The sequence below is a fragment of the Mycobacterium sp. H4Y genome (assembly GCF_000364405.1).
Classification (GTDB): domain Bacteria; phylum Actinomycetota; class Actinomycetes; order Mycobacteriales; family Mycobacteriaceae; genus Mycobacterium; species Mycobacterium intracellulare.
Genome location: NZ_AKIG01000002.1, coordinates 798,667 through 816,667 on the forward strand (window position 1 = coordinate 798,667; position 18,001 = coordinate 816,667).

Consider the following 18,001-nt stretch of genomic DNA (forward strand, 5'->3'; position numbering starts at 1 on the left):
GACTATGCCACAGGGGTAGGACAACCCCAGGTCTAGCCTGACCGCGAATCCGCCACGCAGCGAAACCCGATGTGGGTGGTCGCGGAGTCCTGCGATTGCGGGGACCGGGCCGCCGGTCGGTACCGGTGGCAGTACTCCGGCGCGCACAGGTGGCTGCCGCCCTTCAACGTCTGGCTGACGGACGGGTCGGCGGGGCCCGGCGGGGTGCAGCACGCCTTGGGCGGCGAATCGAGCCGGTGGTGCGGCGAGAATTCGGTGGCGGTCCATTCCCAGACGTTGCCGATCATGTCGACGAGGCCGAACGCGTTGGGCGCAAACGTGCCGACCGGCGAGGTCCCCACCCAGCCGAGCGCCCCGTCATTGCGGTAGGGGAAGCTGCCCTGCCAGGTGTTGGCCATCAGCCGGCCATCGCTGGTGACCTCGTCACCCCACGAGTACGTCGTGGTGCTTCCGGCGCGGGCCGCGTACTCCCACTCGGCCTCGGTCGGCAGCCGCCGCCCCGCCCAGCGCGCGTAGGCGGCCGCGTCGGGGTAGGCGACCTGCACCACCGGGTGATCGCCGCGGTCGGCCACGTCGCTGTCGGGCCCGAACGGATGGCGCCAGCTCGCGCCCGGCACCCACTGCCACCACTGTCGCCAGTCACGCAGGTCCACCGGCCCCGGCGTCGGCCGGAAAACCATTGCGCCCGGGCACAGATCGTCGGGATCCGCACCGGAGTACAGCGCCGGGTCGATCGGTTGCTCGGCCACCGTGAGATACCCGGTGGCGTCGACGAATTCGGCGAACTGCGCATTGGTCACCGGGTGCCGTTCCACCGCAAAAGGACCGACGGCGACCGTATGGATCGGCGCCTCTTCCGGGTAGAAGCTGGTCGAGCCCATGCGGAATGACCCGCCGGGGAGGTCGACCAGTTCGCTCAGCACCAGTCCAGGGTATGACGAACCCTGCTCGATCGATCCAGGCGTCGCCGGCGCTCGCTCGCGCGGCCGCGTCAGTCGCGCGAAAAGGCCAGCGCGATCTCGGTTTCCACGTCCCGATAGGGCCGGCCGGACAGGTCGACGGTGACCTGGGCGATGGTCCCGCCGGTGAACGCGAACGGCGCCTTGAAGCGACTGGACACACCCGACCCGCCGTTGCGACCGACGGTGATGCCGGCGCCCGCCAGCCCGAAGGTGCCGGGGTGGGTGCTCACCCCGGCGAGCGTGCCGACGACCTCGTCATCGATGAACAGCGTCAGGTCACCCAGCGGCGTATGACTGTTCTCGACCGTGCCGGTCCGCGAATAGCTGGCGCCGAACAGATGCCTGCCCAACGGCACGGCCTGCGCCGAGGAGACCTCCTGCTGGCGCTCGCCGAGGAAGTTGTACACGTAATGCAGCCGCCCGTCCTGGATGAACAACACGTGCCCGCCGTGCGCGCCGCCCTGCTTGAACAGCACACCCTCGGCGCCGGTGGTATCGATGGTCACCTCGGCCAGCACCGAAAACGAGCGGCCGCGGATCTCGGCGGCCGCGCCGATGCTCACGTCCGCGCAATCGGGATAGTAGACGTAGCTGGACCGTTCGCCGACCAGATACGGCCGCGAGCGCCCCAGGGTCTCCAGGATGTTGAAATCCGAGAGGGGCAGCCCGTTGTACTTTGCGGCCTCTGAGAACCACAACGCCTTGAGTTCCTCGAGTTTCTCCGGCTTTTGGGCCGCAAGGTCGTGGCACTGGCTGCGGTCCGCCTCGATGTGGAACAGCTCCCACCGATCGGCGTCGAAATGCGACCAGCCGGCCGGTGTGGCCGCGTGCACGGTGTTGGCGAACCAGCCCTCGTGCCAGATCCCGCGGGTACCCAGCATGGTGTAGAACTGGGTGCTCTTGCCGGTGGTGGCCTTCGGATCGTCAAGTGCCGCTTTGAAACTCACGCCATCCAGTGGCTTCTGTGCGATGCCCTTGACGGTTTCCGGCGGCGTCAGGCCGAGCAGGTCGTAGACGGTCGGCGTGATGTCGCAGACGTTAACGTAGTTGTCGCGGACCTCGCCGTGCGCGGCAATCCCGTTGGGCCAGGAGATGATTGCGGTGTCGGCGATCCCGCCCTCGTGGGAGGCGTAGCGCTTGTAGAGCTTGTAGGGCGTGTTGAACGCCATCGCCCAACCGATCGGGTAGTGGTTGTAGGTCTGCGGCCCGCCGAGATGCTCGAACAGCTTCATGCTTTCTTCGACCGTGTCGATGTAGCCGTTGAAGAACTTGCCCTCGTTGACCGAGCCGTTGGGCCCGCCCTCGCCGCTGGCGCCGTTGTCGGAGATCACCACGATGATGGTGTTGTCGAGCTGGCCCGATTCCTCGAGATAGTCCAGGATCCGGCCGATCTGGGCGTCGGTGTAGCTCAGGAACCCGGCGAACACCTCGGCCATCCGGGAAAACAGCCTCTTCTCGTCGTCATTCAGGGAATCCCAGGGTCGCACCGTGTCCTGCAGGGGCCACTCCTGGCCGTCGGGACCCTTCACGTCGAGGTACGGGTTGACCGGCGACAGTTCGGTGTCGCCCGGCACGATGCCCATCGACTTCTGCCGCTCCAGCACGATCTCGCGGTAGCGCTCGTAGCCCATGTCGAAGCGGCCCGCGTAGCGGTCGGCCCATTGCTTGAAGACGTGATGCGGCGCGTGCCCGGCGCCGGGGCACACGTAGGAGAACCACGGCTTTTCCGGTGCAATCACTTTGGCGTCGCGGATGAATTCGATCGTCTTGTCGGCGAGGTCCTTTGACAGGTGGTAGCCGTCCTCCGGGGTGGCCGGCGGGCTGACCGGGTGGTTGTCGTACACCAGGTCGGGATACCACTGGTCGGTCTCCCCGCCCAGGAACCCGTAGAACCGTTCGAAGCCGCGCGAGAGCGGCCAGTGCCGCTTCGTCGACGCCAGGTTCGATTCCTCCAGCGGCGTCAGGTGCCACTTGCCCACGCAGTAGGTGTTGTATCCCGCCTCGGCGAGGGCCTCGGACAGCAGGGCGGTGTCGAACGGGATGCGACCGTTGGCGTTGGGGAAGCCCTCGGTGAACTCCTCGATGGTGGCCATGCCGACGGTCGTGGCGTTGCGCCCGGTGAGCAGCGACGCCCGGGTGGGCGAACACAGCGCGGTGGTGTGAAACTGCGAAAGCCGGACGCCGCGTTCGGCGATGCGCGACATGGCCGGCATCTCGACCAGGCCGCCGAAGCAGTCCCAGGTCGCGATGCCGGTGTCGTCCCAGACCAGATAGAGGACGTTCGGTGCGTCCTGCGGCGCGGTCGGCGCGGCGTACGGGCCCCAATCCGGTTCGGAATCCCGGATATCGAGCTCGATCTTGCCGTTGAAGGCTCGCGAGTCAGTGGACATGCGCCGAGCGTAACGCCACCGCGAGAATTCGGCCGTTCTTTCGCAGTGAGGTCACGCTCGGCGAACGCACATACGCGTGAGGGCTTACTTCGCCTTTTCCAGAATCTCGACGAGCCGCCAGCGCTTGGTCGCCGACGTCGGGCGCGTCTCCATCAGCGAGACGCGGTCGCCGATCCCGGCGGCGCTGTTCTCGTCGTGCGCCTTGACCTTCTTGGTGGTCCGGATGATCTTGCCGTACAGCGGGTGACGGACGCGGTCTTCCAGTTCGACCACGATGGTCTTCTGCATCTTGTCGCTCACCACGTAACCGATGCGCATCTTGCGGCGGCCACGCACCTTCGGGTTCGCGGGAGTGTGCTTGGGGCCCTTGTCCTTCGACGCGGCTTGGGCTGCGGCGGCCTTCTTGGGGGCGGCCTTCTTGGCTTCTGCCATCACGATTCCTTACCATCCGGCCCGGAAGCCAGGCCGAGTTCTCGTTCGCGCAGCACGGTGTAGACGCGCGCGATCTCCTGACGCACGGTGCGAAGCCGGCGGTTGTTGGTGAGCTGGCCGGTCGCCATCTGGAAGCGCAGGTTGAACAGCTCTTCCTTGGACTCGCGCAACCGCTCGGTCAGCTCCTCGTCGGTGAGCTCGCGCAGTTCGCCCGGCGAAATTCCCACTGCCATCAGAACTGATCCTCTCGAGTCACGATGCGCGCCTTGATCGGCAACTTGTGGATTGCGCGGGTGAGCGCCGCGCGGGCGATCTGCTCGTTGGGGTAGCTGAGCTCGAACAGCACCCGGCCCGGCTTGACGTTGACGACCCACCACTCCGGCGAACCCTTACCGGAACCCATCCGGGTTTCCGCGGGCTTCTTGGTCAGCGGGCGGTCGGGGAACACGTTGATCCACACCTTGCCGCCACGCTTGATGTGCCGGTTGATGGCGATACGAGCGGACTCGATCTGCCGGTTGGTGACGTACGCGTGCTCCAGGGCCTGGATGCCGTAGTCGCCGAAGTTCACCGCCGTGCCACCGCTGGCGATGCCGCGCTGGCGGGGGTGGTGCTGCTTGCGGTGTTTAACTCTGCGTGGAATCAACATGATTCAGCTCTCCGTGCTTTGCGGTTCTGCAGCGGGTGCGGCGGCCGCGGCGCCCTCTTCGGCGCTGGCGGCCCGGCCGGCCTCGGTGCTGGTGGCAGTGGTGCCTGAGGCGCCACTGCGGCGCGGGCGGGTGCCCGACGGGCGCTCGCGGCGGGAACGCTCGGCGCCCGCGGGGGCGGCGGCGGCCAGTTCGCGCTTGCCACCGACGATGTCGCCCTTGTAGATCCACACCTTCACGCCGATCCGGCCGAAGGTGGTCTTGGCCTCGTACAGGCCGTAGTCGATGTCGGCGCGCAGCGTGTGCAGCGGCACCCGGCCCTCGCGGTAGAACTCCGAGCGGCTCATCTCGGCGCCGCCGAGACGGCCGGAGCACTGCACGCGGATGCCCTTGACGTTGGGCTGGCGCATCGCCGACTGGATGGCCTTGCGCATCGCCCGGCGGAACGCCACGCGGTTGCTCAGCTGCTCGGCGACGCCCTGGGCCACCAATTGCGCTTGGGACTCAGGGTTTCTGACCTCGAGGATGTTGAGCTGCACCTGCTTGCCGGTCAGCTTCTCCAGGTCGGCGCGGATCCGGTCGGCCTCGGTGCCGCGGCGGCCGATGACGATGCCCGGGCGCGCGGTGTGGATGTCCACTCGGACGCGGTCGCGGGTGCGCTCGATCTCCACGTCGGCGATCCCGGCCCGCTCCAGGCCGGTCGACAGCAGCCGCCGGATCGCGACGTCTTCCTTGACGTAGTCCGAGTACTGCTTGTCGGCGTACCAGCGGGACTTCCAGTCGGTCGTGATGCCCAGCCGGAAGCCGTGCGGATTGATCTTCTGGCCCACTAGTCTGAGCCTCCCTTCGCGTCAGAAGTCTCAGACGTCTTGGCTTCGGCCTTCGGTGTGGCCTTCTTCGCGGGCGCTTTTGCCGCGGCCTTCTTGGCGGGTGCCTTGCTGGCCGGCGCCTTGGTGGCCGGGGCCTTCTTGGCGGCGGCCTTGCTCGCCTCGGCGCGGCGGGCCCGGGTCGACTTGGCCGACCGCTGGTCCTTTGCCGGGCGGCTCTCCACCACGACCGTGATGTGGCTGGTGCGCTTGCGAATCCGGAACGCGCGGCCCTGGGCGCGCGGCCGGATGCGCTTGGCGGTGGGGCCCTCGTCGGCGTAGACGGTGGCGACCACCAGGGTCGACGGGTCCAGCCCGTTGTTGTTCTGCGCGTTGGCCGCGGCGCTGGCGATCACCTTGGCCACCGGCTCGCTGGCGGCCTGCGGCGCCCAGCGCAGGATGTCGAGCGCGTCGGCCACCGAGCGGCCGCGCACCAGGTCGATCACCCGTCGCGCCTTTCTCGGCGACACCCGCACGAAGCGTGCTTTGGCCACCGCCGAGGGAAATTCAGTCGTGGTCATCGCCGTTTGGCCTTCCGGTCGTCCTTGATGTGTCCCTTGAAGGTGCGGGTGGGGGCGAATTCACCAAGCTTGTGGCCGACCATCGACTCGGTGACGAACACCGGGACGTGCTTGCGTCCGTCGTGGACCGCGAACGTGTGGCCGATGAAGTCAGGAATGATCGTCGAACGGCGCGACCATGTCTTGATCACCTGTTTGGTGTTCTTCTCGTTCTGCGTGTCCACCTTCTTGAGCAGGTGGCCATCGACGAACGGGCCCTTCTTCAGGCTGCGTGGCATGTGCTACTCCTGACTTCCCTAGCGACCGTGCTTCTTGCCGGTGCGCCGGCGTCGGACAATGAGCTTGTTGCTGGCCTTGTTGGGATGGCGGGTGCGGCCCTCGGGCTTGCCCCACGGGCTCACCGGGTGGCGACCACCGGAGGTCTTGCCCTCACCACCACCGTGCGGGTGATCCACCGGGTTCATGACCACACCACGGACCGAAGGGCGCTTGCCCTTCCACCGCATGCGGCCGGCCTTCCCCCAGTTGATGTTCGCCTGCTCGGCGTTGCCCACCTCGCCGACGGTGGCGCGGCAACGCACGTCGACGCGACGGATCTCGCCGCTGGGCATACGCAGCGACGCGTAGGTGCCCTCCTTGCCGAGCAACTGAATGCTCGCGCCGGCCGACCGCGCCAGCTTGGCGCCACCGCCCGGCCGCAGTTCCACGGCGTGGATCACGGTACCGGCCGGGATGTTGCGCAGCGGCAGGTTGTTGCCCGGCTTGATGTCCGCGTTCGGACCCGTCTCCACCACGTCGCCCTGTGAAAGTCCCTGCGGCGCAATGATGTAGCGCTTCTCGCCGTCCAGGAAGTGCAGCAACGCGATGTTGGCGGTCCGGTTGGGGTCGTATTCGATGTGGGCGACCTTGGCGTTGACGCCGTCCTTGTCGTTGCGACGGAAGTCGATCACCCGGTAGGCGCGCTTGTGGCCGCCACCCTTGTGGCGGGTGGTGATGCGGCCGTGCGCGTTACGCCCACCGTGGCCGTGCAGCGGCCGAACCAACGACTTCTCCGGGGTGGAACGGGTGACCTCGGAGAAATCGGACACGCTTGCGCCGCGACGGCCGGGGCTCGTCGGCTTGTACTTACGAATTGCCATGTCTAATCAGGTCTTCCTCTCGCGGCGGCTCGGTTGGATTACCCAACTCCTCCTCATCGCTTCGCTCTGCATCGTCGTCGGGCTAGCTCGGTGCGCCGAAGAGATCGATCGGCTTGCTACCCGGCGCCAGCGTGACGATGGCCCGCTTGGTGCTCTTGCGCTTGCCGAACCCGGTCCTGGTGCGCTTCCGCTTACCCTGCCGGTTCGCGGTGTTCACCGATGCGACCTTGACGGAGAAGATCTTCTCGATCGCGATCTTGATCTGCGTCTTGTTCGAATCGGGGTGCACCACGAACGTGTACACGTTGTCATCGAGGAGCGAATAGGACTTCTCCGAGATGACCGGGGCCAAGATGATGTCGCGGGGGTCAGTGACGGTCGCCATCAGGCCGAAACCTCCTCGGGAGTACCGGTGTTGGCGCTGATGTAGGCGTTGAGGGCCTCCACGGAAAACACCACGTCGTCGGAGCGGAGCACGTCATAGGTGTTGAGCTGGCCGGGCGTCAGGATGTGCACACCGGGCAGGTTGCGCACGCTCTTGGCGCCCGCCTCGTCGCTGCGTCCGATCACGACCAGCACCTGCTTGCGGTCGGTCAGCGCGCCCAGGAACGCCTTGGCGCTCTTGGTCGACGGGGTCTGGCCGGCGACGATTTCGGTGACCGCGTGGATGCGCCCGTTGCGCGCCCGGTCGGACAGCGCACCGCGCAACGCCGCGGCGATCATCTTCTTGGGCGTGCGCTGGCTGTAGTCACGCGGCTTGGGGCCGTGCACGACGCCACCGCCGGTGAACTGCGGGGCCCGCGTGGAACCCTGCCGGGCGCGGCCGGTTCCCTTCTGCCGGTAGGGCTTACGGCCACCGCCGCTGACGTCGCCGCGCGTCTTGGTCGAGTGCGTGCCCTGGCGCGCCGCCGCCCGCTGGGCGGTGACGACCTGGTGCATCAGCGCGATATTGGCCGGGGCATCGAACAATTCGGCCGGCAACTCGATCGAGCCTTCGACCTTGCCGGCCGGTGTCTTGACGTCGATCTTGAGCGTCTTGGAACCTTGTGCTGCCATCACTTCTCACCTCGTTTGACCGCGCTGCGGACCACCACGAGTCCACCGGTGCGGCCGGGGACCGCACCCTTGATCAGCAGCACGCCGTTCTCGGTATCGACCTTGTGCACCAACAGGTTTTGGACGGTCACCCGGTCGTTACCCATCCGGCCCGCCATCCGCGTGCCCTTGAACACGCGGGCGGGGGTGGCGCAACCACCGATGGAACCCGGGCGACGGTGCACCGCCTGGGCACCGTGACTGGCGCCCTGACCACGGAAGCCGTGGCGCTTCATGGTGCCGGCGAAGCCCTTCCCCTTGGAGGTTCCGGTGACGTCGACGTAGCTGCCGTCGGTGAAGATCTCGGCCGTCAGCTCCTGGCCGACCTGGTATTCCGCCGCCGCGTCCGGGTTGTCCAGCCGCAGCTCGGCCAAGAACCGGCGCGGGTTGACGCCCGCGGCCGCGTACTGACCGGTCACCGGCTTGTTGACCTTGCGCGGACTGATCTCGCCGTACGCCAGCTGCACGGCGCTGTAGCCGTCCTGCTCCGGCGTGCGGATGCGGGTCACCACGTTCGGCCCGGCCTTGACGACCGTCACCGGCACAATCCTGTTGTTCTCGTCGAATACCTGCGTCATGCCCAGCTTGGTACCGAGAATGCCCTTACGCGCCATTGCTCTGTAACCCCTTACTGGATGTTGACGTCGACACTGGCCGGAAGGTCGATGCGCATCAGCGCGTCAACGGTCTTCGGCGTCGGGTCGAGGATGTCGATCAGCCGCTTGTGCGTGCGCATCTCGAAGTGCTCCCGCGAGTCCTTGTACTTGTGCGGAGAGCGGATGACGCAATACACATTCTTCTCGGTCGGCAGCGGCACCGGCCCTACGACGCTGGCACCCGTGCGGACGACGGTCTCGACGATCTTGCGCGCCGACGCGTCGATAGCCTCATGGTCGTAGGCCTTAAGCCTGATGCGGATCTTCTGTCCCGCCACGCTTCTCCTACCCTCGCTCCTGTTGAGGCCCGGTTTCCGGGCTCAAATAATCCATGTCCTCAGTGCCACCGGCGCGCCGATCGGGCCGGCCGATGTTGGCCGATCGAGCGTTGCGCCGGATAGTGCGCCGCTGTTTACCTGTCGTGGTCCACCGGCCCCCGCGGTCGGGTGTGTCACCCTCACGCGGCCTCGGCGCGCCGATTTCACGATCGAAATTCGTCGCACTCGAAGGATGGGACCGGACGCGCCCGTTTGGACGCTGGTCGTATGCCCGACCAGGCGCAAACCCGGCTCAAGGCAACCTGAACAGTATGCCCTAGATCGGGGCCCGAACAAAATTCGGGCGAGATCCCGGGCCCAATCCGTCACGCCCGGCCCGGACGCCGTCGCTACGCGACGCTAACGCCCAGGTCAGAGGCCTTGAGATGGCCGGTGCCGAGGCCAAGACTAGTGCCATGAGCACACCGACCGTCGATCCGGAAACCGCGCAGGCCGTCAAGGTGTTCGCCGACCCCATCGCGTACGCCGACGAGCCGCGGCTGCATGCGGCGCTGGCGCACCTGCGCGCGCACGCACCGGTGTCGTTGGTCGACTGTCCGCCGTACCGGCCGTTCTGGGCGATCACCAAGCACGCCGACGTCATGGAGATCGAGCGGGCCAACGACCTGTTCCTCAACGAGCCGCGGCCGCTGCTGGCCCCCGCCGAGGCCGACGACTTCGCGCGCGCCCAGCTGGACGCCGGGATGGGCCTGCGCACCCTGATCCACATGGACGACCCCCGGCACCAGGTGGTGCGCGCGATCGGTGCCGACTGGTTTCGCCCCAAGGCCATGCGCGCGCTGAAGGTCAGGGTCGACGAGCTGGCCAAGAGCTACGTCGACAAGATGATGGCCGCGGGCGGCGAATGCGATTTCGTGCAGGAGGTCGCCGTGAACTACCCGCTGTACGTGATCTTGTCGCTGCTGGGCCTGCCGGAATCGGATTTCCCGCGCATGCTCAGACTCACCCAGGAACTGTTCGGCGGCGACGACGAGGAGTTCAAGCGGGGCACCACGCCCGAGGAGCAGATGCAGATCCTGCTCGACTTCTTCGGCTACTTCAGCGATCTCACCGCGGCGCGGCGGGCCCACCCCACCGACGACCTGGCGTCGGCGATCGCCAACGCGCGCGTCGACGGCGAGCCGCTGTCGGACGTCGACACGGCCTCCTACTACGTCATCATCGCGACCGCCGGGCACGACACCACGAGCGCCACCATCGCCGGCGGGCTGCAGGCGCTGATCGAAAACCCCGACCAGCGCGCCCGGTTGACCGCCGACCCCGCACTGATGCCGCTGGCGACCGAGGAGATGATCCGCTGGGTGACGCCGGTCAAAGAGTTCATGCGCACCGCGGTCGCCGACACCGCCGTTCGCGGGGTGCCGATCGCCGCGGGCGAATCGGTGTATCTGTCCTACGTGTCGGCGAACCGCGACGAGGACGTGTTCGACGACCCGTTCCGGTTCGATGTCGGCCGAGACCCCAACAAGCACTTGGCCTTTGGCTACGGCGTGCACTTCTGCCTGGGGGCCGCGCTGGCCCGCATGGAGGTGAACAGCTTTTTCACCGAACTGTTGCCCCGGCTGGAGTCCGTCGAGTGCGCCGGGGAACCCGAACTCGTCGCCACCACGTTCGTGGGTGGTCTCAAGCACCTGCCGATTCGGTATTCGCTGCGTTAGCCCGATTGGTCTGGACGTGGAGGAAGCCGTCGACCGCCGCCAGCGCGCATTCGCGGTAGTCGAAATCGGGCAGGGTGGACAGGCGGCCGAGCACCAGGGGTCCGATGAGCATGGCGATCGCCCGGGATCGGTCCACCTCGCCCAGCTCGGCGGCCTCCGGGCTGTCGAAGATGACGTCGAACGGCTCCGCGTACTGCTGAGCGATCCGCTCGCGCAGGGTGGTGATCGCCGCGCTGTCGGCATTGGCGCTGTGCCGGGGTTCGGGCAGCCCCTCCAGGTCACGCCCCAGCGCCAGCCAGGACATCGCCGTCATGAGGGTGGGCGCGTGGGCCACGGATTCGGCCTGGGCCAACACCACCGCGACCAGCCGGTCCCGCAGCGACCCCTCGGCCGGCGGGGTCGGTGACGCCGGTATCAGGCTGTTGAAAGCCGCTGCCAGCAAGTCGTTTCCGCTCGGAAAGTGGCGATACAGGGTCGCCCTGGCCACGTTGGCGGTGCGAGTGACCGCGTCGACCGTCACCGCGCTGGGACCCCCGGCCCGCAGCAGCGTGACGGCGGCGTCCAGCAGCCTGGCCCGCGACCTCGCGGGGCGCGGGTCGGTCGTCCCGGCGGTAATGGCGACCACCTCCTGTCTGAGACGAGACTATCGGGTCGAAACGAATTCTGACGCCCGGTGCCCGATCATCACGATGGTGGCGTGCGGACCGCGGCTGGTGATCGCGGGCAGGACCGAGCCGTCGATCACCCACAGGTTGTCGATGCCATAGACCCGGCACCGGGGGTCGACGACGGCCCGCGGGTCGCCGTCGACCCCCATCGGCGCGGTGCCGCACAGATGCTGCGAGGTGGACCAGACCGCCGACGCGGAACCGATTGTGCTGCCGGCTAATTCGTGGGCCAATTCGATGCCCCGGCGCAGGTCCGCGACGTCGTCGGGCTCGCTGTCGTAACGGTGCTCGATGCGCGGCGCCACGTCGGGATCCGACGAGACCAGCGTGATGCGGCCCCGCGCGCGCGGTTGCATGAGGGCCACCCCGATGTGCGGCCAATCGGCGTGCCCGGCGGTGCCGTCGCCGGTCATCGCCACGAATCCACCGGTGTACGGCCTGATCTCGAGGCCGTCGGCCGTGCTGAGCACCACCTCGAGCACCGGGCGCCCGGGGGCCACCGTCCAGTCGGTGGGCAGCACCCACTCGGCGTGATCGCTGAACGACGCCCCCACCGGCAGCGGCGCGACCACCGGCACCCCGGCGGCCGCCAGCGCTTCGGGGTCGCCGATGCCCGAGAGCATGAGGAGGTGCGCCGTTTCAATGGCCCCGCCGCACAACACGATTCGGTCGGCGGTGAACGCGGTGTGGCCGTGCGGCCCGATCGCGTCCACGCCCACCGCGACGCTCCCGGCGAAGCGCAGCCGCACCGCCCGGGTCCGCGCGTGCAGCCGCAGGTTCGGCCGGCTCAGCGCCGGGATGAGATACCCGGCGCCGGACCCCCTGCGCACTCCGTCGACGATGTTGAGCGGGACGGCGCCTATCCCCGAAACCAGTTCCGCCGCAACGTCGTTGAGGTCGGCGATCCAGCCGAATCCGGCGCGCCGGGCGGCGGTGATGAAACGGTGCGTGGTCCCGGTCATCTCGTGGGTGCGGCGCACCAGGATGGGGCCGCTGTCGCCGTGGGCGGGACCGTCGAAGTCCAGGTCGGTCTCGATGGCCCGGAAGCTGTCCAGCACCTCGGACCATCCCCAGCCCGGTAGGCCGATGCGGTCGAAGTCGCGGGGCAGCCCGCGGCAGAAGTAGCCGCCGTTGATGGCTCCCGATCCGCCCACCGTGGCCCCCCGCACCAAGGGGTGCTGGCGGACGGGTCCGTCGGTGAGGTGAGTCTGATAGCGCCGGACCAGGGGGCTGCCGACGCCGATCGGCAGCTGCAGCCCGTTGGCGGTCTGGGCGAGCAGGCCCGGATCGTCGAGAGCGGGGCCCGTCTCGAGGACGGTGACCGTGCGGTCCGCGTCGGCGGAAAGGCGTTCCGCGACAACCGATCCAGCGCTGCCGGCGCCGACGATCAGCACATCGCTGTGCGTGACGGCTGCGGTCAAGGCGGCGGCTAACTCCGGATCTGGGGTTTCAGGGCGCGCACGTTGCGCTCCCGTAGCACACCCCACCACAACCCCAGGCCGTACGCCAGGTCGTCGACGCGCTTGAGCACCAGATAGGTCGGCAGCCCGATCGGTTCGACGTCGTCGCCGACGGCGTCCCGGCGGCGCAGCCAGTCGACCACCCCGTCCATGACGGCCGCGACCAGGACCACCCGCCGGAAGTGCCGCGACATGGTCGCGGCCATCAGCGCCAGCGGCCAGTAGTGCCGGCACAGCGCCGACGCCAGCTGCAGCGCCGCCGACCACAGGCCTCGGCCCGCGATCATGGCGACATCGGTCATCGACGTCTCCGCGCTGCGCATCGCCCGCGCGATGCGCCGACCCGTCAGGACGGCCAGCACGATGGACGCCAGCCGCGACAGCGTGGACCCGAAGGCCATCAGCGTCCAGGTCATCAGCGCCCAGCCGGAGATCACCACCGGCGCCGTCTTGTCCGGGTGGCGCACCGACAGCGGGGCGGCCGAGCCGCCGTAAAACGCCTTGCGCGCGAGCCAATCCCGCAATTCGGTGCGGTGGTCGTGGGCCACCAGCGCGATCGGCTCGTAACGCAGCCGGACGCCCGACTCGATCAGCCGCCAGCACAGGTCGACGTCCTCGCCGGACTGCAACGTCTCGTCGAACCCGCCGACCTCCCGGATGGCCGAGCACCGACAGATGATCGCCGCGCTGGGGACATACGACACCGTGCTGTGGGGCAACACCGGGGCCTCGCGCTCACCGAGGTCGAGCGAGGAGTGCACGGCCTCGTAGCGCGCCACCACGTTCTCGTTGTGCGTCAGGCCGACAATGCGCGGCGCGACCAGGCCGACGGTGGGGTCGCAGAAGTGACCGAGCAGGGCCTCCAGCCAGCCCCGGCGCGGCGCCACGTCGGAATCCAGGAACGCCACGAAGTCCGTCCGGCAGGCCGCCAGCCCGGTGTTGCGGGCCGCCGCGGGGCCCTTGCTGCGGTGGTGGCGCAACACCTCGATGTCGCAGTGCGCGCCGACGAAGTCTTCGGGCTCGACGGCGTGGAACGAGCCGTCGTCGACCACGACGACGCGCAACCCGCGCAGCGAGCTCACCAGCCGGCGCACGCCAGAAAGGTTGTTGCGCACCGGAATTACCACGGTCACGTCGTGATGCGACGGGCCGCCGGCGGGCCTGGGATGCGCGACCGTGGCGTCCAGCAGGGTGCGGGCGAGCTGGGCGGACAGGTCGTCGCGGACCTTCAGCCGGCCGTCGCAGAGCATGTCCTGTGCGGCCGGGGCCAGCTTCAGCAGCCGCGTCGGCGACCCGCCGAGCAGCGCCGAGCCGTCGCCGAGCACCCGCACGCGGCGGTCGACCTGGACCGCGAAGCCGTCGGGCAGCCGGGGCGCCGAGGAGGTCATGTCAGCATCCCGTCGGGGCCGGGCCCCCAGCGGGCGACGCGGCGGACACACTCGTCGACCATCTCGGCGACGATGCGCTCGCCCTCGGCGGCGGTGGCGGTGGTCGGGTCGCCCAGCACGCCGACCGGGCTGACCGCCGCGACTCCCCCGCGGCGCATCGACCCGAGCAACTCCGGCAACGGTGCGGTGTTGCCGGCGCGCCACTGGTCGGTCCGGACATCGGCCGGCGAGATATGGAGCAACACCGATGTTTCGGTATGCCCGGCGTGGGCGTCACCGCCGGGGGCCACACAGGGGCACCACCCGGCGTCGCGGCCCTCGGCGCGCAGCCTGGCCACCGCGGCGCCCAGCGCGGCGACGTTGCCGCCGTGGCCGTTGACGAAGACCAGCCGCCGGGCCCACGTGCCCGCCGACCTGCCGTACTCGACCAGCAGCAGCGTCAGCGCCTCGGTGCCGACCGAGATCGTCCCGGCAAAGCTCTGGTGCTCGCCGCTCGCGCCGTAGGCGATGGCCGGCGCCACCAGCCACCCGTCGCCGAGGCGGGCGCGAGCGCGCCGGGCGACCGCCGCCGCGATCCGGGTGTCGGTGTCCAGCGGCAGGTGCGGCCCGTGTTGCTCGGTCGAACCCAGCGGAATCATGACCGATGCCGCCGTACCGGACAGCTGGCTCGACGTCGCTGTTCCTAGTTCGCCGAGTACGGGCACTCGGTGATGGTAGGACGAATTCACCTGGCGTGCACCGATTGTTGAAGCTTGAAAATAAGTTTTTTTCCGCGCCGTTCATCGGTCATTCGAATTGTCGGCTCGTTCGTCACGGTTACCCCGCCCGTACCACGATTTCCGTGGCCGTCAAATAATTCCGACAAAACCGCCCCGGATAGCCCGGCTTTCGTTATCCGCCGACCGGCGGCACGCCCAGCGCCCGGGTGAAACCGGGCGGCACCAGGATGTCGCCGGGCCCGAGGTCGTGGATCGAGGAATGTCCCAGACCCATCAGGGCCGAGTCGATGCCGCCACGCAAGATGTCGAGGACGTTCTCCACGCCCGGTTGGCCCGCCGCGGCCAGGCCCCACAGGTACGCCCGGCCGATCATCACCGCGCGCGCTCCCAGCGCCACGGCCTTCACGACGTCGCTGCCGCGCCGGATGCCGCCGTCGAGCAGCACCTCGACCTGATCGCCGACGGCCGCGGCGATCGCCGGCAGGGCGCGGATCGAGGCGGGGGTGCCGTCCAGGTTGTTGCCACCGTGATTCGACACCGAGATCGCCGAAACCCCCGCGTCCACAGCCCTTTTGGCGTCATCGACGCGGATCACGCCCTTGAGCATGAACGGCCCGTCCCACAGTTCGCGAAGCCAGGCGATGTCTTCCCAGGTCGGCGGCGGGGTGCCCATCCACTCGCCGTAGGCCGCGAAGAAGGGGGGCCCCGGCTCGCCGCGGCGGCCCTGGTTGGGCACCCGCAGCTCCGGCGGCCGCATGGTCTTCGCCCACTGCAGAAACCACCGCGGCTTGGTGATCACCTCCGGGCTCATCTTCAGGATGGTCTTGACGTCCATTTTCTCCGGGATCGAGGGGCTGCCCCAGTCCCGGCCGTGCGAGAAGCTCCAGTCGGTGGTGACGATCAGGCCCGCCGCGCCGGCCGCCCGGGCGCGCTCGACCCGCGCCGCGATCGCGTCGCGGTCACCCAGCCAGTACACCTGGAAGAACAACTTGGGGTTCGCCGCGATGACCTCTTCGATCGGCTTGCTGGCGAACGAGGACAGGCCCATGGCGGTGCCGCGGGCGGCGGCGGCGCGCGCGACAGCCACCTCGCCGTCGGGGTGCACCGCCTGCACGCCGGTCGGTGAGATCAGGACGGGCATCGAAATATCCTGCCCCATAACGCTGGTCGACATGTCGCGCTTGGCCGGCGCGCCGACTACGTGGGGGGCGAAACCGAGCTCACCGAAGGCTTCGACGTTGTCGGAAACCGTGATTCCCTTTTCGCTGGCCGAAATCAACGACGAATAGGCCGATTTCGGCAGCCGGCGCTTGGCGCGCTGCTGCGCGATGGCTACGGTCTCAAACCATTTCTCGGCCATTGTCACACCGGGCTTTCATTACACAGGCGCGCCGGCGGCGCCGCGGGCGTGATCGTCGGCGGCCGCAGCGACAGCGTGAGCGGCACCGGTTGGCGGATGCGCTTGCCGCGGGAGTGGTCGGCCCGGGGGCGCGGCGTCTCGCGGTCGTGCGCCAGCGCCGACGCGCTGTGGCCCTGGACGCATTCGGGGTCCGGCCCGTCCAGCGGCAGGCCGGTGAAGAACTTGGCCGCCATGCAGCCGCCCCGGCAGCTGTCGTAATGCCCGCAGCTGCCGCAGGCGCCCGCCGACTGCGGTTCGCGCAGCTCGCGGAACAACGGGGCGTTCTTCCACACATTGTCAAAGCCGCCGTCCGACAGCACGTTTCCGGCCAGGAAGCGGTCATGGATGGCGAACGGGCAGGCGTACACGTCGCCGACGGGGTCGATCAGGCACACGACGCGGCCCGCGCCGCACATGTTCAGGCCGGCCAGCGCGCCGGACTGACCGAGCGGGGCCAGGTGGAAGAAGGAGTCGCCGGTGAGCACCCGCTCGCCCTTGGCGACCAGCCAGTCGTACAGCTGCACCTGCTGGTCGGCGGTGGGGTGCAGCTCCTCCCAGACATCGGCGCCGCGCCCGGACGGGCGCAGCCGGGTGATCCGCAGCGTGGCACCGTAACGGCTTGCCAGCGCGGCGAATTCGTCGAGCTGGTCGACGTTGTGCCGCGTGACGACCACCGAGATCTTGGCGTCTTTGAAGCCGGCGTCGGCCAGATTTTCCAGCGCCCGCACCGCCATGTCGAACGACCCGGGTCCGCGCACCGCGTCGTTGACCTCGGCGGTGGCGCCGTCCAGCGAGATCTGGACGTCGACGTAGTCGCTGGCCGCCAACCGCGCGGCGACCTCGGGCGTGATCCGGACGCCGTTGGTGGAGAACTTGACGCCGACGTGATGGGCGGTCGCGTAGTCGACGAGCTCCCAAAAGTCCGGGCGCACAGTGGGTTCCCCACCACCGATGTTGACGTAGAACACCTGCATGCGTTCCAGCTCGTCGATGATGTCCATGCACTGACGGGTGGACAGCTCGCGCGGATCCCGCTTGCCCGACGACGACAGGCAGTGCACGCAGGCCAGGTTGCAGGCGTAGGTGAGCTCCCAGGTGAGGCAGATGGGCGCGTCGAGCCCGTGCTCGAACTGCTCGATCAGCCGCGGTACGGCCGCTTGGGTCGGTGCGGTCATTGATGGTCCTCCCGGGGCACCAGCATCTTGGAGTCGACGAGCACACCCAGCGCGTGCAGGTAGGGAGCCTGCCCCGCGTCGTCGATGCCCGCCGCGCGACACGCGGAGCGGACGTCGGGGTGCTCGGCCAGCGACTGCACCACCGTGAGGATGGTGCGGTTCTTCAAAAACGACAGCTTGCGGGTGCCGAAGTGATAGAGCAGCGCGCCGAACGGTTCCGGGCGCACCGCCACCTGCGGGTGCAGTCGCCAGCCGCGATCAGGATCGAACACGGTGTCGCCGGCGGGGCGAGCCGTTTCGGCCTGCGCGGACGCAGGCACGGTCAGTAGACCCCGCACATGCCGTCGATGGACACCTCTTCGACCAGGGTCTCGGTGACGAGCTGGGTGTCAGTTTCGGTCTCGTGGTCCACGGGGCCTTGCCTTTCGTCGGGTCTTGACAACGATGGGGTCTGAGTCACACTCGCCGCCAGAATATGGCATCGAGTG

Annotated in this window: 22 protein-coding genes; 1 reads left to right on the forward strand and 21 read right to left on the reverse strand. The window is 68.6% G+C overall.

All coding sequences use genetic code 11. The features are described 5' to 3' along the window. Positions 1-32: 32 nt before the first annotated feature. From W7U_RS17585 to rpsJ, 13 genes are all read right to left on the reverse strand, one after another. Positions 33-923: a formylglycine-generating enzyme family protein gene (locus tag W7U_RS17585; RefSeq protein ID WP_008260799.1), complete on the reverse strand. Its 891-nt coding sequence runs from the start codon at positions 921-923 to the stop codon at positions 33-35. A 68-nt stretch (positions 924-991) separates the two neighbouring features. Beyond that, positions 992-3,352 carry an arylsulfatase gene (locus tag W7U_RS17590; RefSeq protein WP_008260800.1) on the reverse strand — a complete coding sequence of 787 codons (2,361 nt, stop codon included), beginning with the start codon at positions 3,350-3,352 and terminating at the stop codon, positions 992-994. A gap of 84 nt (positions 3,353-3,436) precedes the next feature. Next, the gene (gene rpsQ / locus W7U_RS17595; RefSeq protein ID WP_014385800.1) at positions 3,437-3,787 is read right to left on the reverse strand and encodes a 30S ribosomal protein S17; all 351 of its coding nucleotides are present in this window, start codon (positions 3,785-3,787) and stop codon (positions 3,437-3,439) included. Next, positions 3,784-4,017, reverse strand: a complete 234-nt coding sequence (gene rpmC, locus W7U_RS17600; protein ID WP_008260802.1) for a 50S ribosomal protein L29 — start codon at positions 4,015-4,017, stop codon at positions 3,784-3,786. The genes rpsQ and rpmC overlap by 4 nt, the downstream gene beginning before the upstream one ends. Beyond that, on the reverse strand, positions 4,017-4,433 hold the full coding sequence (rplP, locus tag W7U_RS17605; RefSeq protein WP_008260803.1) for a 50S ribosomal protein L16: 417 nt from the start codon (positions 4,431-4,433) through the stop codon (positions 4,017-4,019). The genes rpmC and rplP overlap by 1 nt, the downstream gene beginning before the upstream one ends. 3 nt (positions 4,434-4,436) lie before the next feature. Beyond that, positions 4,437-5,261 (reverse strand): 30S ribosomal protein S3, encoded by an 825-nt coding sequence (gene rpsC, locus W7U_RS17610; protein WP_008260804.1) that lies wholly within the window; start codon positions 5,259-5,261, stop codon positions 4,437-4,439. Further along, entirely contained in the window at positions 5,261-5,818 is a 558-nt protein-coding gene (gene rplV, locus W7U_RS17615; RefSeq protein WP_008260805.1) for a 50S ribosomal protein L22, read from the reverse strand. The genes rpsC and rplV overlap by 1 nt, the downstream gene beginning before the upstream one ends. Then, a complete protein-coding gene (rpsS, locus tag W7U_RS17620; RefSeq protein ID WP_008260806.1) occupies positions 5,815-6,096 on the reverse strand; it encodes a 30S ribosomal protein S19 in 282 nt (93 codons plus the stop codon). The genes rplV and rpsS overlap by 4 nt, the downstream gene beginning before the upstream one ends. An 18-nt stretch (positions 6,097-6,114) precedes the next feature. After that, positions 6,115-6,957: a 50S ribosomal protein L2 gene (rplB, locus tag W7U_RS17625; RefSeq protein WP_008260807.1), complete on the reverse strand. Its 843-nt coding sequence runs from the start codon at positions 6,955-6,957 to the stop codon at positions 6,115-6,117. Positions 6,958-7,039: 82 nt separating this feature from the next. Then, positions 7,040-7,342 carry a 50S ribosomal protein L23 gene (gene rplW, locus W7U_RS17630; protein ID WP_008260817.1) on the reverse strand — a complete coding sequence of 101 codons (303 nt, stop codon included), beginning with the start codon at positions 7,340-7,342 and terminating at the stop codon, positions 7,040-7,042. Next, complete coding sequence (gene rplD / locus W7U_RS17635; RefSeq protein ID WP_008260818.1) at positions 7,342-8,013, reverse strand: 50S ribosomal protein L4; 672 nt, start codon at positions 8,011-8,013, stop codon at positions 7,342-7,344. Before rplD ends, rplW begins: the two co-directional genes overlap by 1 nt. Next, complete coding sequence (gene rplC / locus W7U_RS17640) at positions 8,013-8,666, reverse strand: 50S ribosomal protein L3 (protein ID WP_008260820.1); 654 nt, start codon at positions 8,664-8,666, stop codon at positions 8,013-8,015. Before rplC ends, rplD begins: the two co-directional genes overlap by 1 nt. 14 nt (positions 8,667-8,680) lie before the next feature. Beyond that, on the reverse strand, positions 8,681-8,986 hold the full coding sequence (gene rpsJ / locus W7U_RS17645; RefSeq protein WP_003873519.1) for a 30S ribosomal protein S10: 306 nt from the start codon (positions 8,984-8,986) through the stop codon (positions 8,681-8,683). 455 nt (positions 8,987-9,441) lie between these two features. Here rpsJ and W7U_RS17650 point away from each other — a divergent pair, with 455 nt between their 5' ends. After that, positions 9,442-10,704, forward strand: coding sequence for a cytochrome P450 (locus W7U_RS17650; protein WP_008260825.1), 1,263 nt, complete (start codon positions 9,442-9,444; stop codon positions 10,702-10,704). Here W7U_RS17650 and W7U_RS17655 read toward each other — a convergent pair. From W7U_RS17655 to mftA, 8 genes are all read right to left on the reverse strand, one after another. Beyond that, the gene (locus W7U_RS17655; RefSeq protein ID WP_170320628.1) at positions 10,670-11,269 is read right to left on the reverse strand and encodes a TetR/AcrR family transcriptional regulator; all 600 of its coding nucleotides are present in this window, start codon (positions 11,267-11,269) and stop codon (positions 10,670-10,672) included. The two genes, W7U_RS17650 and W7U_RS17655, sit on opposite strands and share 35 nt — an antisense overlap. Before the next feature lie 78 nt (positions 11,270-11,347). Beyond that, positions 11,348-12,793, reverse strand: a complete 1,446-nt coding sequence (mftG, locus tag W7U_RS17660) for a mycofactocin system GMC family oxidoreductase MftG (protein ID WP_008260828.1) — start codon at positions 12,791-12,793, stop codon at positions 11,348-11,350. An 8-nt stretch (positions 12,794-12,801) separates the two neighbouring features. Next, positions 12,802-14,220, reverse strand: a complete 1,419-nt coding sequence (gene mftF / locus W7U_RS17665; RefSeq protein ID WP_008260829.1) for a mycofactocin biosynthesis glycosyltransferase MftF — start codon at positions 14,218-14,220, stop codon at positions 12,802-12,804. Beyond that, positions 14,217-14,948, reverse strand: coding sequence for a mycofactocin biosynthesis peptidyl-dipeptidase MftE (gene mftE, locus W7U_RS17670; RefSeq protein WP_008260830.1), 732 nt, complete (start codon positions 14,946-14,948; stop codon positions 14,217-14,219). The genes mftF and mftE overlap by 4 nt, the downstream gene beginning before the upstream one ends. A 163-nt stretch (positions 14,949-15,111) precedes the next feature. Then, the gene (gene mftD, locus W7U_RS17675; protein WP_008260831.1) at positions 15,112-16,299 is read right to left on the reverse strand and encodes a pre-mycofactocin synthase MftD; all 1,188 of its coding nucleotides are present in this window, start codon (positions 16,297-16,299) and stop codon (positions 15,112-15,114) included. A 2-nt stretch (positions 16,300-16,301) separates the two neighbouring features. Then, a complete protein-coding gene (gene mftC / locus W7U_RS17680) occupies positions 16,302-17,513 on the reverse strand; it encodes a mycofactocin radical SAM maturase (RefSeq protein WP_008260832.1) in 1,212 nt (403 codons plus the stop codon). After that, positions 17,510-17,851 carry a mycofactocin biosynthesis chaperone MftB gene (mftB, locus tag W7U_RS17685; RefSeq protein WP_008260833.1) on the reverse strand — a complete coding sequence of 114 codons (342 nt, stop codon included), beginning with the start codon at positions 17,849-17,851 and terminating at the stop codon, positions 17,510-17,512. The genes mftC and mftB overlap by 4 nt, the downstream gene beginning before the upstream one ends. After that, complete coding sequence (mftA, locus tag W7U_RS26280) at positions 17,836-17,925, reverse strand: mycofactocin precursor MftA (protein ID WP_007773607.1); 90 nt, start codon at positions 17,923-17,925, stop codon at positions 17,836-17,838. The genes mftB and mftA overlap by 16 nt, the downstream gene beginning before the upstream one ends. Between the last annotated feature and the right edge of the window lie 76 nt (positions 17,926-18,001).